Here is a 16,449-nt window from a genome sequence, read left to right on the forward strand (position 1 = left end):
CGCCCCGTCGGAGCCGGCCGATGGCTGACTCCCCCCGCCGCGGAACCCCCGCACCCGACTCCGAGGCCGCCCGCGTCTACCGCCACCTCAAGGAGGTGTTCGGCGCCGACGGCCCGCGCCGCATCCGGAAGACCGTCGAGCGCGCCGAGCCCAAGGGCGACGCGATCCCGTTCGGCAAGGGCCGCGACCCGCACGACCTCGGCGACGTCCTCGACTCCCTCACCGTGAAGCTCGGCTGGACGGCGCCGCTGGCGCAGGGCGACCTGATGTCGTCGTGGACGGCGATCGCCGGCGAGGAGACCGCGAAGCACTCGACTCCGGTGGGCGTCGTCGACGGCGTGCTGACGGTCGCGTGCGAGTCCACGGCGTGGTCGACGCAGCTCCGGCTGATGCGGATCGAGATCATGAACCACATCGCGGTGAACTTCCCCGACGCGGGCATCGCGTCGATCCGTTTCCAGGGCCCGGACGTCCCGAACTGGAAAAAGGGTCCCAGGTCGATTCCAGGGCGTGGTCCGCGCGACACCTACGGCTGAGGACGCATTTTCGGTCGACCGCCGATCTTTCGCGCCTCAGATCGCCGTCCAGCGCTTCGGATCGACCCGGCACGCGGTAGAATGGAGGGCCGCCGAACCGCAGTGACGCCGCCGCGCGGGCGATCTCCAGATCACCGTGCGCGTCGCGACGGACCGTCAGAGGAGAACTCCACAGCTATGACTCACGAGCCGAACGACTCCACGTCACCCGCAGCGAACGACCTGGACGCGAACGGCTCAGCAGCCCCCTCCGCTCCGCACGAGAGCATGTCGACCAAGTCGTCCGGCGACTACGGCGCGAACCAGATCCAGGTCCTCGAGGGCCTCGAGGCGGTCCGCAAGCGCCCCGGCATGTACATCGGATCCACGGGTCCGCGCGGTCTGCACCACCTGGTCTACGAGATCGTCGACAACGCCGTCGACGAGGCGCTCGCGGGCTACTGCGACAACATCGAGATCCTGATGCGCGCCGACGGAGGCGTCACCGTCTCCGACAACGGCCGCGGCATCCCGGTCGACATGCACCCGACCGAGGGCATCTCCACGGTCGAGCTGGTCCTCACCGTGCTCCACGCCGGCGGCAAGTTCGGCGGAGGCGGCTACGCGGTCTCCGGCGGCCTGCACGGCGTCGGCTCCTCCGTGGTCAACGCGCTCTCGACGCGCCTCGACGTCGAGGTCAAGCGCCAGGGCGCCGTGTACCGGATGAGCTTCACCGACGGAGTGCCGGACGCCCCGCTCGAGAAGGGCGAGGCCAGCGACGAGACCGGCACGACGATCACCTTCTGGCCCAACGCCGGCATCTTCGAGACGGTCGAGTTCGACTACGAGACCCTGCGCGCGCGCTTCCAGCAGATGGCGTTCCTCAACAAGGGCCTGCGCATCGCGCTGACCGACCAGAACGAGGTCGAGTTCGAGGGGGAGGGCGAGAACGAGACCGAGGGCGACCGGACCGACGTCTTCCACTACGAGAAGGGCCTCGTCGACTACGTCGAGTACATCAACTCGCTGAAGAAGTCGGACCTCGTGCACTCCGAGATCATCGATTTCGAGTCCGAGGACACCGAGCGCCGCATCTCGCTCGAGGTCGCCATGCAGTGGACCACGGCCTACACCGAGAGCGTCCACACCTACGCGAACACCATCAACACCCACGAGGGCGGCACCCACGAGGAGGGCTTCCGCGCCGCGCTGACCACTCTGGTCAACCGCTACGCGCGCGCGAACAACCTGCTCAAGGAGAAGGACGAGAACCTCTCGGGCGACGACATCCGCGAGGGCCTCACCGCCGTCGTGTCGATCAAGCTCGGCGAGCCGCAGTTCGAGGGCCAGACCAAGACGAAGCTCGGCAACACCGAGGCGAAGGCGTTCGTGCAGCGCGTGGCCGGCGAGCAGCTGGCCGACTGGTTCGACCGCAACCCGAGCCAGGCCAAGGACATCATCCGCAAGGCGATCCAGGCGGCCTCGGCCCGCATGGCGGCGCGCAAGGCGCGCGAGACCGCCCGCCGCAAGGGCCTGCTCGAGGGCGGCGGCATGCCGGGCAAGCTCAAGGACTGCCAGTCCAAGGACCCGTCGATCTCCGAGATCTTCATCGTCGAGGGCGACTCGGCGGGAGGATCCGCGGTGCAGGGCCGCAATCCCGAGACGCAGGCGATCCTCCCCCTCCGCGGCAAGATCCTCAACGTCGAGAAGGCGCGGCTCGACCGCGCTCTCGGCAACAACGAGGTCCAGGCGATGATCACGGCGTTCGGCGCCGGCATCGGCGAGGACTTCAACCCGGACAAGGCGCGGTACCACAAGATCATCCTGATGGCCGACGCCGACGTCGACGGCCAGCACATCACGACGCTGCTGCTGACGCTCCTCTTCCGCTACATGCGCCCGCTGATCGACCTCGGCTACGTGTACCTCGCGCAGCCGCCGCTGTACCGCCTCAAGTGGTCGAACTCCCCGCACGAGTACGTCTACAGCGACCGCGAGCGCGACGCCCTGATCGCGCACGGCTCGGCGACCAACAAGCGCATGCCCAAGGAGAACGGCATCCAGCGCTACAAGGGCCTCGGCGAGATGGACTACAAGGAGCTGTGGGAGACCACGATGGACCCCGCCACGCGGACCCTCCTCCAGGTCACGCTCGACGACGCGGCCGCGGCCGACGAGATCTTCTCCACCCTCATGGGCGAGGACGTCGAGTCCCGCCGCTCCTTCATCCAGAAGAATGCGAAGGACGTGCGCTTCCTCGACATCTAGTGGTCGAGGAAGCGGACGTCCTTCGAAAGAAGGCGGCCGGGCGGTCCAGTGGACCTCCCTCGCGACCACCTCGAACACGTCACGGCGGCCCTCGATGGGCCGCATCCTCGACCAGAACGCGACAGAGGCCCTCACCGGCCCGCACACCGACGACACACCTGACACCCAGCGCGACCGCCGCCCCCGCTCCTCCGGGGCACGGACCCACCTGAGAGACCAGAGACCATGGCAGAAGAACCCACCACCCCCACCGGCCCGGACGAGAGCGATGACATCGTCACCGAGACCGGTGTGGTGATCCACGGTCACGACAAGATCGAGCCGGTCGACCTGCAGCTCGAGATGCAGCGCTCCTACCTCGACTACGCGATGAGCGTCATCGTCGGGCGAGCCCTGCCGGAGGTGCGCGACGGCCTGAAGCCCGTGCACCGCCGCGTGATCTACGCCATGTACGACGGCGGCTACCGCCCCGACAAGGCGTTCTCGAAGTGCTCGCGCGTCGTCGGCGACGTGATGGGCCAGTTCCACCCGCACGGCGACTCCGCGATCTACGACGCGCTGGTCCGCCTGGTGCAGCCGTGGAGCCTCCGCTACCCGCTCGCGCTCGGTCAGGGAAACTTCGGCTCCCCCGGCAACGACGGCGCCGCCGCCCCCCGGTACACCGAGACCAAGATGGCGCCGCTCGCGCTCGAGATGGTCCGCGACATCGACAAGAACACCGTCGACTTCCAGGACAACTACGACGGCCGCACGCGCGAGCCGGCGATCCTGCCGGCCCGGTTCCCGAACCTCCTCGTCAACGGCTCCGTCGGCATCGCGGTCGGCATGGCGACCAACATCCCGCCGCACAACCTGCGCGAGGTCGCCGCCGGCGCGAAGTGGGCGCTCGAGAACCCGGACGCGACGCGCGAGGAGCTCCTCGAGGCGCTGCTGCAGCGGATCAAGGGACCCGACTTCCCCACCGGTGCGCAGATCCTCGGCGTCCGCGGCATCCAGGACGCGTACCGCACCGGCCGCGGCTCGATCACGATGCGCGCCGTCGTCTCCATCGAGGAGATCCAGGGCCGCACCTGCCTCGTCGTCACCGAGCTGCCGTACCAGGTGAACCCGGACAACCTGGCGATCAAGATCGCCGAGCTGGTCAAGGACGGGCGCGTCTCGGGCATCGCGGACATCCGCGACGAGACCTCCGGTCGCACCGGCCAGCGCCTCGTCGTCGTCCTCAAGCGCGACGCCGTGGCGAAGGTGGTGCTGAACAACCTCTACAAGCACACGCCGCTTCAGGAGAACTTCGGCGCGAACATGCTCGCGATCGTCGACGGCATCCCGCGCACCCTCTCGCTCGACGGCTTCATCCGCGCCTGGGTCGACCACCAGGTCGAGGTCATCGTGCGCCGCACCCAGTACCTCCTCGACGAGGCGGAGGCGCGGATCCACATCCTGCGCGGCTACCTCAAGGCGCTCGACGCGCTCGACGAGGTCATCGCCCTCATCCGCCGCTCCCCCACCGTGGAGGAGGCGCGCGACGGCCTGATGGAGCTGCTCGACATCGACGAGGTGCAGTCCCGCGCCATCCTCGACATGCAGCTGCGCCGCCTCGCGGCCCTCGAGCGCCAGAAGATCATCGACGAGCACGACCGGATCCAGGCCGAGATCGAGGACTACAAGTCGATCCTCGCGAGCCCGGAGCGCCAGCGCACGATCATCTCGGACGAGCTCGACGAGATCGTCGACCGCTTCGGCGACGACCGCCGCACCGAGATCCTCTTCGGGTTCGACGGCGACATGAGCGTCGAGGACCTGATCCCCGAGGAGGAGATGGTCGTCACCGTCACCCGCGGCGGCTACCTCAAGCGCACCCGGAGCGACTCCTACCGGGCGCAGCACCGCGGCGGCCGCGGTGTGCGCGGCGCGCAGCTGAAGGCCGACGACATCGTCGAGCACTTCTTCGTCACCACTACGCACCACTGGCTCCTGTTCTTCACGAACACCGGCCGCGTGTACCGCGCCAAGACCTACGAGCTGCAGGAGGCCGGCCGCGACGCCAAGGGCCAGCACATCGCGAACCTGCTCGCGCTCGAGCCGGGGGAGCAGATCGCGCAGATCCTCGACATCCGCGACTACGAGGCGGCCCGCTACCTCGTGCTCGCCACGCGCGACGGCCTCGTGAAGAAGACGGCCCTCTCGGAGTACGACACGAACCGCTCCGGCGGCATCATCGCGATCAAGCTGCGCGACGGCGACGAGCTCGTCTCGGCGCTCCTGGTCGAGGAGGACAGCGACGTGCTGCTGGTCTCCCGCAAGGGCATGTCGATCCGCTTCACCGCGTCCGACGAGGCGCTGCGTCCGATGGGCCGCTCCACCTCCGGAGTCCGCGGCATGTCGTTCCGCGGGGAGGACCGCCTCCTCGACGCGAACGTCGTCAGCGACGAGGGCTTCGTGTTCGTGGTCACCGAGGGCGGCTACGCCAAGCGCACCGCGGTCGACCAGTACCGCCTCCAGGGACGCGGCGGGCTGGGCATCAAGGTGGCCAAGCTGGAGGAGAAGCGCGGCGACCTCGTGGGCGCCATCATCACCGGAGAGGACGACGAGGTGCTCGTCGTGCTCGCCAGCGGCAAGGTGGTACGCTCTGCGGTGGCCGAGGTACCGGCCAAGGGTCGCGACACCATGGGAGTCGTCTTCGCACGATTCGCTGAGGACGACCGCATCATCGCACTCGCCAAGAACACCGAACGCAATCTCGACGCCCAGGACGAGGATCCCGACGCCGCGGCGCCGGCCGAGTCCGCTCCGGTGTCGGAGGAGGATGGGTCCGTAGATGAGTAGCACCGTCGCCGAGAAGCTCGCCAGGAAGTCCGCGAAGAGCCCGGCGGCGAAGCAGGTCCGCCTGAAGCTGGTCTACGTCGACTTCTGGTCGGCCGTGAAGCTCTCGTTCCTGCTGGGTCTGACGCTCGCGATCATCACGATCGTCGTCGTCTACCTGGTCTACACGGTCCTGGCCCAGACGGGAGTGTTCGACGAGGTCAACGGCCTCGTGCAGGACATCGCCGGCGCCGAGGCGTTCGACCTCAACACGATCATCTCGCTGCCGCAGGTCATGGGCTTCGCGATCGTCGTCGCGGTGCTGAACACCATCGTCACCACCGCGCTCGGCGCGATCGTGGCGCTGCTGTACAACCTCAGCGTCAAGATCACCGGCGGCCTCCTGGTGGGCTTCACCAACCAGTAGGGCGCACGGTCCGGCCGATTGGGATTCCTGCTCGATGTCGGGTAGAGTCTCCTCTGGCCATTCCGGGGGTATAGCTCAGGCGGTTAGAGCGCTTCACTGATAATGAAGAGGTCCCAGGTTCAAGTCCTGGTACCCCCACCCGGTCCGAACGGCCCGTCACCTCGCGGTGGCGGGCCGTTCGACTCTCGGAGACGGATCGCCCCGTCTCCGGCCCGGGGCCTTAGCTCAGTTGGTAGAGCGCCTGCTTTGCAAGCAGGATGTCAGGAGTTCGAATCTCCTAGGCTCCACACTTCCTTTCCGCTCGCGGGTGCTCCCCTCACAGGCCCTTCTGGTCTCCCGGCCCACGGCACTCCGGGTCCTCCGCCGTCGCGGGGTCACCGTGTCGAGGTATTCGGCGGCCTCTCCTGTCGCCCGCCGCGCGGCCATGCGATCGAGGCCGCCGCTCGGACGGCCGAGCCGCCCGCTCAGCGGTCCACGCAGGCGAGGCCGAGGAACTGCTGGACCGAGAGGGTCTCGGACGTGCCGTCGCGGATGTCGCCGACGATGATCTCGCCGACGGAGAGCGTGTCGAACTGCTCGGCCGTGAAGACGACCGGGCGGGCGAGCACGGAGCGGTCGGTCGCGTAGGCGCCCAGCGCGAGGTCGACGCCGAGCGGGAACCGCTCGATCTCCGTGTCGGCCGGCCAGACCGTGGATCCGGAGAGGTCGGTCGCGCCCAGCTGCGTGACCGGTGACGGGGAGACCCAGCGGGTGACCCTCCGCAGCCCGTCGCCGATGGTCAGGGGGGCGGAGTCGGAGGCGGCGAGGTCGAGGCCGTCGACGGATCCCGAGCACACGACGACGACGCCGAGGACCTCGCCGCGCTCGCCGCCCCGTCCGAGCCCGACCGCGGCCGTGGTCACCGGCTCCTCGGAGGCGCATCCCGAGAGCGCGAGGGCGCCGAGCAGAACGACGGTGCTCGCGAGCGCAGCGCGACGGTGCATGGGTCCTCCCGCGGCCACCCTACGTGGGCAGGGCGAGGGCCAGAGCGGCGAGAGCCTGCGGAAGGGAGGGAGCGCCCTCCGCCCGGAAGACCACCTCTCCGGCCGTATCGCGCACGACGACGGTGGGGGTCGAGCGGACACCGGCGGCCTCGGCCTCGACGGGGTGGAAGGCCACGTCGCGCTCGCGGATCTCGGCGGCGGGGACGAGCTCCGCGGCCCGCTCCAGCACCGAGCGCGCGGCATGGCAGGCGCCGCAGAAGGCGGAAGTGTAGAGCTCGACGATCACGACGAAGGGAACGCCGGGGCGCGGCCGGGGATTCCCGGGCACCGTCAGCGGAGGAGCCAGGCCTCGTTCATGGTCAGGGCCGCGTCGACGAGCTCGACGCGCTCCAGCTCCTCGACGTCGCTCAGGGGGAACCAGGCGGCGGCGTCCGTGGAGCCGTCCACCTCGTGCGTGAGCTCGCCGCCCACGATGCGGGCGCGGTAGACGACGCGGATGGCGTGCAGGGGGCCGGCCTCGGGATCGCTGCGCCGGTGCGCGGGGATCACGTGCGAGTCCACGCCGATGAGGGCCTCGAGCTCGGCACGGTAGCCCGTCTCCTCGAAGATCTCGCGGACCGCGGCGTCGGCGGGCGACTCGCCCTCGTCGATCCCGCCGCCCGGAAGCGTCCAGGCCGACCACGGCCCCTGGCTCCAGTGCGCGAGCAGCATCCGCTCGCCGTCGATGATCACGCCGTACGCGGCGACCCGGATGTCCACCGCAGAAGCCTAACCCGGGCATGCGAAGGAGCCGGACCCCCTGAGGGGCCCGGCTCCGGTGACGAGAACGTCAGGAAGCGGTCGAGGCCGCGTTCTGCGCGGCGCTCTGCGGCTCGTCCTCGGCGACCCACAGCTCGTCGTCGGCGCGGAACGTCTGCCAGACGGCGTAGCCGATGCCGCCGACGGCGACCAGCGCGGCGCCAATCGCGAAGACCGTGCCGACCTTGCTCTTCTTCTTCGGGGGAGTGGTGAGCTCCTCCCAGCGCGCCTTCGAGATCTCGGCGAGCTTCGCGCGGTTCTTCGAGTCCTTGGCGGCCTCGAAGGCGGCGGCAGCCGTGCCGCCCACAGCGGCGAAGGTCGGGACGACCTTGTGCTTGTAGGCGTGGCGGGCCGAGGAGTACGTGCCCTCGACGGCCGAGACGCCGTTGTCGTAGACCGGCTTGACGCGCGAGTCGTACGTGTCCTTGACGAAGGGGACGAGCTCCTTCTTGGCGTACTTCGACGCGTGGCGGCGGCTCTTCTCGAGCACGGAGGCCGCGTGCGCCAGTACCTCCTGCTGCTCGCCCCAGACCGCCTCGGCGTTCTTGCGAAGACGCTTGAGGTCCTTCTTGTGCTTACGTGACAGACCCATGTTGGTCCTCCATCGGCTACGAGCAGCGAACGCCTCAATACTGCCACTCATCGATCGGCGTCCGCATCGCGCACCCAGCGCATTGACACCGGGCGTTGCAGGGGCCTACAGACGCGCTGTGCGAGAATCCGAGCATGCCTTTGCACACCGCAGTCGCGACGTTCCACACCAACAAGGGCGACATCGTCGTCAACCTCTACGGGAACCACGCTCCCAAGACGGTCCGCAACTTCGTCGGTCTCGCGACCGGCGACATCGAGTGGACCCACCCCGCCACGGGTGCGAAGACGAAGGAGCCGCTCTACAACGGCACCGTCTTCCACCGCATCATCCCCGACTTCATGCTCCAGGGCGGCGACCCGCTCGGTCAGGGCATCGGCGGCCCGGGGTACCAGTTCGACGACGAGATCAACTCGGAGCTCGACTTCACCCAGCCCTACATCCTCGCGATGGCGAACGCCGGCAAGCAGGCGGGCCGCGGCACCAACGGCTCGCAGTTCTTCATCACCGTGGCGCCGACCACCTGGCTCCAGGGCAAGCACACCATCTTCGGCGCCGTCGCCGACGAGGAGTCGAAGAAGCTCGTGCAGTCGCTCTCGGCTGTTCCCACCGACGGCCGTGACAAGCCGCTCGAGGACGTCGTGATCGAGAGCGTCGAGATCACCGAGGTCTGATCGCCTCATCCACCACTCATTCGAGGGCCGGGTCCGTCAGGGCCCGGCCCTCGTTCTCCCCGGAGGCACGTCCGTGACCCAGGTCCCGCCGAGCAGCACCTACTCCTGCTACCGACACCCCGACCGGCAGAGCTTCGTGCGCTGCCAGCGGTGCGGCCGCACCATCTGCGGCGAGTGCCAGACGCCCGCTCCAGTCGGCGTGATCTGCCCGGACGACATGGCGCAGCAGCGCGCCACCGCGCCGCGCACCCGCGGTCCCCTCCTCTCCCGCGTGCGGGCCATGACCCGCGCCGACCAGCCGACGGTGACCTACGCGATCATCGCGCTCTGCATCGTGCTGTGGATCGTCGAGATCCTCCCCTTCGTCGGCGGGCCGGCGGTCAACGCGCTCCTGTACGCCCCCGCCTACACGCTCCCCGGCTTCGGTGCCGGCTTCGAGCCGTGGCGGATGCTCACCTCGGTGTTCCTCCACAGCACGTCGCTCTTCATCGTCATCCCGTTCCACCTGGTGCTGAACATGTACACGCTGTGGGTGTTCGGCATGGTGCTCGAGCGGATGCTGGGCCGCGGGCGGTACCTCACCCTCTTCCTCCTGAGCGGTTTCGCCGGGTCGGTGGGCGTCCTGCTCCTCGCGAACCCGCTGACCCCGGTGATCGGCGCCTCCGGTGCGATCTTCGGGCTGATGGGCGCGTACCTGGTGATCCTCCGGCATCTGGGCGGTCAGGCGTCGCAGCTGCTGGTGCTGGTCGGACTGAACCTCGTCATCGGCTTCCTGCCCGGGATGAACGTGGCGTGGCAGGCGCACGTCGGCGGTCTGGTGGCCGGCGCGCTCATCGGGCTGGTCTTCACGAAGACCCGGCAGCGCGCCCAGCGGCGCACGCAGAACCTCCTCGTCGGGCTCATCGGAGTCGGACTGGTCGCGATCACCGCCGGCGCCTACGTCCTCGGCTGATCCCTCCCCCTCCCGCAGCGGCGGGTCCGGCAGTGCCTCGCGCACTCCCGGGCCCGCCGCTTCGTCGTTCCCGCGGTGACCGTCTCCACCGCTGTCCACAGGTGCTCTCAACAGGTGGGGAGGAAGTTATCCACAGAGTTGTTAACACTGGGGAGAACGTCCCGGGTGTCCTCCTCGGGAGGACGATCCGGGGACGGCGGCGCGTCCGAGGACCGGCGGACTGGTGCGGATCCGGGCCCTCCTCACCTCGAGCAGGCCAGCGCGGCGGGGACCGCGGAGTTCTCCACAGGAGATTCCACAGCTGGGGATAATTACAGCGGTGTAGTTCTCCGGCGGACGGCCACCAGGGCCGTCGCCTCACGGTCGTCGTCGCGGTGCAGCGAGGTGGCGAACCCGGCCGCCTGGAACGCCGAGGCACTCGCCGCGGCCTGATCCGCGCCGACCTCGATCACGACGACGCCGTGGGGTGCGAGCCACGCCCCCGCCTCCTGAGCGATACGGCGGTGCAGGGCGAGCCCATCCGACCCGCCGTCGAGCGTGAGCATCGGCTCGTGCACCCGGGCCTCCGGCGGCATGAGCGCGATCGCCGCGGTGGGGACGTAGGGGGCGTTGACGACCACGACGTCGATCCGCCCGCGCTCACTCCGGGGGAGCGCGTCGAAGAGGTCGCCCTCGTGGACGTCGCCGCGGCCTGCGAGCGTGCGGCGCGCGCAGGCGACGGCGGCGGGGGAGAGGTCGGCCGCGAGCAGGCGGACGTCCGGCCGCTCCTCCGCGATCGACCGGGCGAGCGCGCCGGATCCGCAGCAGAGGTCGAGCAACACCGCGCCGTCCGGGAGGACCTCCAGGGCGCAGTCGACCAGCCACTCGGTGCGCACGCGGGGCACGAAGACGCCGGGTGCGACGGGGACGCGCAGGCCGCGGAAGGCGACCCAGCCGAGGATCTGCTCGAGGGGCTCGCCCGTCTCGCGGCGACGGAGCAGCAGCTCGAGGTCGGAGGGGGAGTCGGCGGCCTCCTCGAGCAGGCCCGCCTCCTCCTCAGCGAAGACGCAGCCGGCGGTGCGCAGACGCTCCACCGACGACGAACGCCCCGTCGGCGGACCGGACGGGGCGTCGTTCACGACTGGGGGAGGCTCAGCGCCAGCGCGTCGTCATCAGGAAGCCGATGAACGCGATGCCGAAGCCGATCAGGATGTTGAGGTTGCCGAGATCGGGGATCGGCAGGGTGCCCTGGCTCACGTAGAAGACGATGATCCAGGCGAGTCCGAGCAGCATGAAGCCGAACATCACCGGCTTGAACCAGACCGGATTCGGTGCGTTCTCGCCGGTCCGGGCCTCGTCGCGCTCGGGCTTCGGGCTCTTCGTCGCTCGTGCCATGCCGACCACTGTACCTGGCGGAGGCTCCGGGCCGGGAGCACCGGGGCTGCGCGGGTGCTGTGCGGACTCGCGGAGCGGCCGGTGCAGGCGCTCGAGTGGTCCCATCGGCCCTCCTCAGGCGGCGACTCGGGAGGGCTCTCCACAGGTCCGGATCATGCGCCACAGCCGGTCACGGCTCGCGCCTAGACTCGTCGCATGACCGCCCAGAACCCCGACGGGGCGGCTCTGCGGCCGCGAGCGAAGCGACGGAGGGCCCGCCCGGTCCGACGACTCTCGTTCTTCGGAGTCGTCGGCGAGCTCCTGATGACCGCCGGCGTCCTGGTCCTGCTCTTCCTGGCCTGGCAGCTCTGGTGGAACGACGCGGTGATCGCGGGCCGGCAGACGACGCAGGCGGCGGAGCTCCGCGAGACCTGGGGCGATTCCTCTCCGGCACCGCAGCCGACCGAGGCCGCCCCGGCGGAGCCGGTCGTCGCGTCGGTCGCCGCCCTCGACTCCTCCTTCGGCAACCTCTACATCCCGCGCTACGGCGAGGGGTGGGTGCGCACGATCGCCGAGGGCATCGACGCCGAGAACGTGCTCGACGAGGGGAGCATCGGCCACTACCCCGGGACGCAGATGCCCGGGCAGGCCGGCAACTTCGCGCTCGCCGCGCACCGCAGCGCGTACGGCGGAGGCATGCACCTGATCGACGAGCTCCAGCTCGGCGATCCGATCTACATCGAGACGGCGGACGGCTGGTACACCTACCGCTTCCGCAACCTCGAGTACGTCCAGCCCTCCGACGTCCAGGTGATCGACCCGGTCCCGTGGACTCCGGACGCGGCTCCGACCGACCGCCTGATCACGCTGACGAGCTGCAACCCGCTCTACTCGACGGCCGAGCGGATCATCGCGTACGGCGTCTTCGACTCGTTCCAGCCGCGGTCCGCGGGGGCCCCCGCCGAGATCGCCGCCTCGCTGGCTCAGGAGGGCTGACCGTGTACGCAGCGCTGTGGCGGCTCCTGCCCGGGCCGTGGTGGGTCCGGCTCCTGATCGTCCTCGTCCTCGTCGCGGCGGTCCTGGTCGCGCTCGACGAGTGGGTGTTCCCCTGGGTGCAGTCACTCGTGCTCGACCGGAACGTGACCGTCGGCTCGTGACCGCCGGCGCGGCCCCGCGGATCCTGGTCGTCGACCACCACGACAGCTTCGTCTTCACGCTCGTCTCGTACCTCCGCGAGCTCGGTGCCGAGGTCGACGTGGTCGAGGGCGACGACCTCGGGACGACGGCGCTCCTGGCTCGCGCGGAGGAGGCGGACGGAGTCCTGGTCTCACCCGGACCGGGCCGCCCCGAGGACGTCCCCGCGTCGACGGCGCTCGTGCAACGGGCGGAGGCGACCGGGCGGCCGCTGCTCGGAGTCTGCCTCGGCCACCAGGTGCTCGCCCATGCTCTCGGCGCCCGCGTCACGGAGGCGCCGGAGCTGCTGCACGGCCGGACGTCCGCGGTCCTTCACGACGGAGATCCGCTCTTCGACGGCCTGCCCTCCGGATTCGCCGCGATGCGGTACCACTCGCTCGCGGTCGACGGCGAAAGCCTTCCCGAGGAGCTGCGGGTGACGGCGCGGACACCGGAGGGAGTGGTCATGGCCGTCCGGCACCGGAGTGCTCCGCTCGTGGGCGTGCAGTTCCATCCGGAGTCGGTCCTCACCGAGGGCGGGCGGCGCCTTCTCGAGAACTGGCTGCGCGAGGTGAGGCCGGGCGGAGCGTCCGTATCGGCCGACGACACGCCCGGACTCTCGATCCCGGCTCGATGAGGCGGAATTCGCCGGGCTTATCGGGCTCGTTATCGAGTCGAGAGCATTGAGAATGATCAGCGACCACCGTCCCCCGAACGGGGATGCCGCCCTGAGTGCGTTCTCACGTAGAAATCCGCCATCTGACGGCTAAATAACGGCGGGCGGAGGAGAACGCCGCGACAGGGTATGAGCGTGACCTTGTCCACCCCCTTGCGCACCCCCCGATCAGGTGGCGGGTTTTGACGGGCTCCCGGCGGAGGATGCGGCCCCTTTTCCCTGCATAATCAGAGGGCGTCGACAGGGGGTCGGCGCCACAAGAGAAGTCCGGGGGGACCAGATGGTCGCATCGATCTCCTGGGCTTTCTCGGGAATCCGAGAACTCGAGAATCTCGGTCCGCGCATCGTCGTCAAACCCGGCACCGTTCCGAGCATCACCGGTTCGGGATTCGGCACCGCCGATCTGAGCGTCGTGCTGATGACGGTCTCGCCGCTGCGCGTCCTCCGCGGGACGTGGCCGGCCGACGACACCTCCTTCCTCACCTTCAGCTTCCTCATCGACGGCTTCGTGCGCATGGTCGCCCCGGACCGAACGGTGCTGCTGCGTCCGGGCTCGATCTCGTACCAGCAGGGGACGACGACGTTCACGACCGAGTCGACGACTCCGGCCACGATCCTCCACCTCTCGCTGCGCGCCGACGAGATGCGCCGCTACGGCTTCGACACGTCGGCCCCGGTCTACGCGCTCGACCCCGACGCCCGGTCCACCCGCGCCGCATACGCCTTCACGACCGCCTTCGCCCTCGCGGCGGAGTCCGGGACGGGGCTGCCCGGCGAGGGCGAGGTCACCGGCTTCGCCCACGTTGTCAAGCAGCTCCTCACCAGCGCGTTCCTCGCGGCGGCGAGCTCGCAGCCCGGCACCACGAGCGTCCGGGCCGCCACGCTCGGGCGCGCGCGCACGGTCATCGACCGGACGCACCGCACGCCGCGCTGCACCCCGGAGGCGGTGGCCGACGCGGTCAACGTGTCCACCCGCTCCCTCCAGCGGCTCTTCGAGGACGCGGGCACCACGGTCGCGAGCGAGATCGAGCGCTCCCGGGTCGCCAGCGCCGTGGAGCTCCTGCGCCGCCGCCCGCGGGAGGTCCCGCTCGAGGCGATCGCCGCCGCGTCCGGATTCTCCTCGGCGGACCACCTCCGCCGTGCGCTCAAGCGCCGCGAGGGGCTCACCCCGAGCGACATCCGCGGCAGGATCGCGCGCCCCGCCGACGGATCGGCAGCCGGCGAGGTCGTGCGGCTCCAGCCCCCGCTCGCCGACGCGCGCCGGGCGTAGCCGTTCACCTCGGGGCCGTCGGCCTCGCGGAGCATCGACCCCGACGAGCGACGTCCGGACGAGCCCTTCTCGGCGCGCAGAGCAGCGGCCCGGCCTCCACCGGGCACCGTCGGCCGACGCCGCAGCCGCAGCGGGCCGCAGGCCGGGTCAGCCCGCGCAGTAGCCGAGCTGGACGGTCGATCCCTGCGGGACGTCGCCCGGAGCCAGGGACTGAGTCGTGATGGGCGGGTTCGCCCGGGTCGCGTCGCAGGTCTCGTCCGGGACCTCAACCCCCACGAGCTGCAGCTTCTCGGAGGCGAGGGTGGCCAGCGCGCTGCTGAGGGACGTCCCGACGAGGTCGGGGAGCGTGACCTGGCCGGAGGAGACCGTGAGGTCGACCGGCGTGCCCGGGGCGACCTGCTGTCCCGCTCCGGGGGAGGCGGAGAGCACGACGTCGCCCGGGACGGTCGGCGAGTTCTCGCGGGTCTGGGAGCCCTCGACGAAGCCGACGGCGGTGAGCGCGTCGATGGCCTCGGCGAGGCTCTGCCCGACGGTGTCCGGCACGGCGACGGGCTGCGGGCCCTGGGACACGACGATGCGGATGACCGTCTCGGGTGCGACGATCGTGCCCGAGCCCGGATCCGTGCGGATCACCTCGCCCTCGGGGACGGTCGAGCTGTACTCCGCGACCTGGCTCGGCACGAGATCGAGCTCGGTCAGGGTCGACTGCGCGCTGTCGTAGGTGGTCTCGGTGAGGGTGGGGACCTCGCGCGACTGCGACGGCAGCGTCGACGCGGGCTGGAGCGTCAGCACCCAGATCACGAGTGCGGCGACGATCACGGCCAGCACGACGATCGAGGACCAGATCCAGAGGACCGGCGGGCGGCGCTGGGTGCGGACGATCGAGTTGTCCTCGGCCAGCTGGCGGAGGGCGAGCTCGGAGTCGTTGACTCCGCCCTGGCTGCGGGCCGCGAAGAGCGAGGTGGTCAGCTCGTCGATCGGGCGGTGGTCGGGGAGGCGTCCGGCGGCGGCGTCGCGCAGGTCGTCGCGGAACTCCGCAGCTCCCTGGAAGCGCTCGTAGCGGTCCTTCGACAGTGCGCGGGCGACGACCGCGTCGAGTGCTGGGGTGACGGCCGGGTTGATGGAGCTCGGCGCCGGCGGCGTCTCGCTGACGTGCTGGTAGGCGACGGCCACCGGGGTGTCGCCGCGGAAGGGCGCACGGCCGGTGAGGAGCTCGAAGAGCACGATGCCGGCGGAGTAGAGGTCGCTGCGGGCGTCGACCTGCTCGCCCTTCGCCTGCTCGGGGGAGAAGTAGGCCGCGGTGCCGAGGATCGCCGTGGTCTGAGCGACCGTGGCGGCGGAGTCGGAGACGGCGCGGGCGATCCCGAAGTCCATCACCTTCACCTGGCCCGACGGGGTCAGCATGATGTTGCCGGGCTTGATGTCGCGGTGGACGACGCCTGCGCGGTGCGAGTACTCGAGGGCGGTGAGGATGCCCTCCGTGATGCGGACGGCCTCGTCCACGTCGAGGGGGCCCTCGGCGATCAGGTCCTTGAGGAGGCGGCCCTCGATGTGCTCCATGACGATGAAGGGCCGGCGCGACTCGGCGCCGTTGTCGTCGAGCGAGACCTCCTCGCCCGCATCGAAGACCCGGACGATCGTGGGGTGCGACATGCGCGATGCGGACTGCGCCTCCTGGCGGAACCGCAGGCGGAAGGCGGAGTCGGAGGAGAGGGAGAGCTTCAGCTCCTTGATGGCGACGGTGCGGCCGAGCCGGGTGTCGGTGCCGAGGTACACCTCGGACATCCCGCCGCGGCCGAGCCGGGGCCCGACCTGGTACCGTCCCGCGATCAGGCGACCCTCATCCGTCACGCGCACGCTCCCGCCCTGTACTTCCGTGTGGTGCGGCCCCGAGGAGCCACGGCAAGTGTACCTATGGGCCCCTGGTGTTCCGGGCGGGGGCGCGACGCGACGGCCGCGAGGCGCC

General features: G+C 70.3%; 17 protein-coding genes and 2 tRNA genes. 12 read left to right on the forward strand and 7 right to left on the reverse strand.

The annotated features are described in order from the left end of the window. The first annotated feature begins 20 nt into the window (after positions 1-20). The 6 genes from C5B98_RS11750 to C5B98_RS11775 all read left to right on the forward strand — a co-directional run bounded on the left by C5B98_RS11750 (position 21) and on the right by C5B98_RS11775 (position 6,299). Positions 21-536 (forward strand): DUF721 domain-containing protein, encoded by a 516-nt coding sequence (locus C5B98_RS11750; protein WP_104268818.1) that lies wholly within the window; start codon positions 21-23, stop codon positions 534-536. A gap of 267 nt (positions 537-803) precedes the next feature. After that, on the forward strand, positions 804-2,783 hold the full coding sequence (gene gyrB, locus C5B98_RS11755; protein ID WP_208543372.1) for a DNA topoisomerase (ATP-hydrolyzing) subunit B: 1,980 nt from the start codon (positions 804-806) through the stop codon (positions 2,781-2,783). 225 nt (positions 2,784-3,008) lie between these two features. After that, on the forward strand, positions 3,009-5,609 hold the full coding sequence (gene gyrA, locus C5B98_RS11760; protein ID WP_104222674.1) for a DNA gyrase subunit A: 2,601 nt from the start codon (positions 3,009-3,011) through the stop codon (positions 5,607-5,609). Then, on the forward strand, positions 5,602-6,012 hold the full coding sequence (locus C5B98_RS11765) for a DUF3566 domain-containing protein (RefSeq protein ID WP_104222673.1): 411 nt from the start codon (positions 5,602-5,604) through the stop codon (positions 6,010-6,012). Before gyrA ends, C5B98_RS11765 begins: the two co-directional genes overlap by 8 nt. A gap of 64 nt (positions 6,013-6,076) precedes the next feature. Then, positions 6,077-6,150: transfer RNA gene (locus C5B98_RS11770), tRNA-Ile, on the forward strand. Between the two features lie 76 nt (positions 6,151-6,226). Next, positions 6,227-6,299 (forward strand) — tRNA-Ala (locus C5B98_RS11775). Positions 6,300-6,476: 177 nt separating this feature from the next. Here the strand turns inward: C5B98_RS11775 and C5B98_RS11780 are convergent. From C5B98_RS11780 to C5B98_RS11795, 4 genes are all read right to left on the reverse strand, one after another. Then, a complete protein-coding gene (locus tag C5B98_RS11780) occupies positions 6,477-6,995 on the reverse strand; it encodes a hypothetical protein (RefSeq protein ID WP_104327863.1) in 519 nt (172 codons plus the stop codon). A 19-nt stretch (positions 6,996-7,014) separates the two neighbouring features. Then, a complete protein-coding gene (locus tag C5B98_RS11785) occupies positions 7,015-7,323 on the reverse strand; it encodes a thioredoxin family protein (RefSeq protein ID WP_258063508.1) in 309 nt (102 codons plus the stop codon). A gap of 2 nt (positions 7,324-7,325) precedes the next feature. Further along, positions 7,326-7,754: an NUDIX hydrolase gene (locus C5B98_RS11790; protein ID WP_104222671.1), complete on the reverse strand. Its 429-nt coding sequence runs from the start codon at positions 7,752-7,754 to the stop codon at positions 7,326-7,328. Positions 7,755-7,824: 70 nt separating this feature from the next. Beyond that, positions 7,825-8,385, reverse strand: a complete 561-nt coding sequence (locus tag C5B98_RS11795; protein ID WP_104247539.1) for a hypothetical protein — start codon at positions 8,383-8,385, stop codon at positions 7,825-7,827. A gap of 134 nt (positions 8,386-8,519) precedes the next feature. Between C5B98_RS11795 and C5B98_RS11800 the strand changes: the two genes are divergently transcribed. Both C5B98_RS11800 and C5B98_RS11805 read left to right on the forward strand, forming a co-directional pair. Continuing rightward, positions 8,520-9,059 carry a peptidylprolyl isomerase gene (locus tag C5B98_RS11800; protein WP_104222669.1) on the forward strand — a complete coding sequence of 180 codons (540 nt, stop codon included), beginning with the start codon at positions 8,520-8,522 and terminating at the stop codon, positions 9,057-9,059. Positions 9,060-9,132: 73 nt separating this feature from the next. Further along, complete coding sequence (locus tag C5B98_RS11805; protein ID WP_104222668.1) at positions 9,133-10,011, forward strand: rhomboid family intramembrane serine protease; 879 nt, start codon at positions 9,133-9,135, stop codon at positions 10,009-10,011. Between the two features lie 311 nt (positions 10,012-10,322). Here the strand turns inward: C5B98_RS11805 and C5B98_RS11810 are convergent, their stop codons facing one another. Together C5B98_RS11810 and C5B98_RS11815 are read right to left on the reverse strand one after the other, a co-directional pair. Beyond that, positions 10,323-11,129 (reverse strand): putative protein N(5)-glutamine methyltransferase, encoded by an 807-nt coding sequence (locus tag C5B98_RS11810; protein ID WP_181065527.1) that lies wholly within the window; start codon positions 11,127-11,129, stop codon positions 10,323-10,325. 13 nt (positions 11,130-11,142) lie between these two features. Then, complete coding sequence (locus C5B98_RS11815) at positions 11,143-11,385, reverse strand: cell division protein CrgA (protein ID WP_104222667.1); 243 nt, start codon at positions 11,383-11,385, stop codon at positions 11,143-11,145. A 195-nt stretch (positions 11,386-11,580) separates the two neighbouring features. Here C5B98_RS11815 and C5B98_RS11820 point away from each other — a divergent pair, with 195 nt between their 5' ends. The 4 genes from C5B98_RS11820 (at position 11,581) to C5B98_RS11830 (ending at position 14,483) form a co-directional block, all read left to right on the forward strand. Beyond that, positions 11,581-12,360, forward strand: a complete 780-nt coding sequence (locus C5B98_RS11820) for a class E sortase (protein ID WP_104273228.1) — start codon at positions 11,581-11,583, stop codon at positions 12,358-12,360. A 2-nt stretch (positions 12,361-12,362) separates the two neighbouring features. Further along, positions 12,363-12,521, forward strand: coding sequence for a hypothetical protein (locus C5B98_RS17020; protein ID WP_167299010.1), 159 nt, complete (start codon positions 12,363-12,365; stop codon positions 12,519-12,521). Then, a complete protein-coding gene (locus tag C5B98_RS11825; protein ID WP_104222665.1) occupies positions 12,518-13,174 on the forward strand; it encodes an aminodeoxychorismate/anthranilate synthase component II in 657 nt (218 codons plus the stop codon). The genes C5B98_RS17020 and C5B98_RS11825 overlap by 4 nt, the downstream gene beginning before the upstream one ends. Before the next feature lie 319 nt (positions 13,175-13,493). Then, positions 13,494-14,483, forward strand: coding sequence for a helix-turn-helix domain-containing protein (locus C5B98_RS11830; protein ID WP_104222664.1), 990 nt, complete (start codon positions 13,494-13,496; stop codon positions 14,481-14,483). A gap of 147 nt (positions 14,484-14,630) precedes the next feature. Here the strand turns inward: C5B98_RS11830 and pknB are convergent, their stop codons facing one another. Continuing rightward, a complete protein-coding gene (pknB, locus tag C5B98_RS11835; protein WP_104222663.1) occupies positions 14,631-16,334 on the reverse strand; it encodes a Stk1 family PASTA domain-containing Ser/Thr kinase in 1,704 nt (567 codons plus the stop codon). Positions 16,335-16,449: the final 115 nt, after the last annotated feature.

Source organism: Rathayibacter sp. AY1A5, from assembly GCF_002930875.1.
GTDB lineage: Bacteria > Actinomycetota > Actinomycetes > Actinomycetales > Microbacteriaceae > Rathayibacter.

Coding starts and splice junctions, on each gene's coding strand:
- C5B98_RS11830 (WP_104222664.1), top strand. CDS start 13,494: ATGGTCGCATCGATCTCCTGGGCTTTCTCGGGAATCCGAGAACTCGAG.
- C5B98_RS11765 (WP_104222673.1), top strand. CDS start 5,602: ATGAGTAGCACCGTCGCCGAGAAGCTCGCCAGGAAGTCCGCGAAGAGC.
- C5B98_RS11815 (WP_104222667.1), bottom strand. CDS start 11,385: ATGGCACGAGCGACGAAGAGCCCGAAGCCCGAGCGCGACGAGGCCCGG.
- C5B98_RS11820 (WP_104273228.1), top strand. CDS start 11,581: ATGACCGCCCAGAACCCCGACGGGGCGGCTCTGCGGCCGCGAGCGAAG.
- C5B98_RS11750 (WP_104268818.1), top strand. CDS start 21: ATGGCTGACTCCCCCCGCCGCGGAACCCCCGCACCCGACTCCGAGGCC.
- C5B98_RS11795 (WP_104247539.1), bottom strand. CDS start 8,385: ATGGGTCTGTCACGTAAGCACAAGAAGGACCTCAAGCGTCTTCGCAAG.
- C5B98_RS11780 (WP_104327863.1), bottom strand. CDS start 6,995: ATGCACCGTCGCGCTGCGCTCGCGAGCACCGTCGTTCTGCTCGGCGCC.
- gyrA (WP_104222674.1), top strand. CDS start 3,009: ATGGCAGAAGAACCCACCACCCCCACCGGCCCGGACGAGAGCGATGAC.
- gyrB (WP_208543372.1), top strand. CDS start 804: ATGTCGACCAAGTCGTCCGGCGACTACGGCGCGAACCAGATCCAGGTC.
- C5B98_RS11800 (WP_104222669.1), top strand. CDS start 8,520: ATGCCTTTGCACACCGCAGTCGCGACGTTCCACACCAACAAGGGCGAC.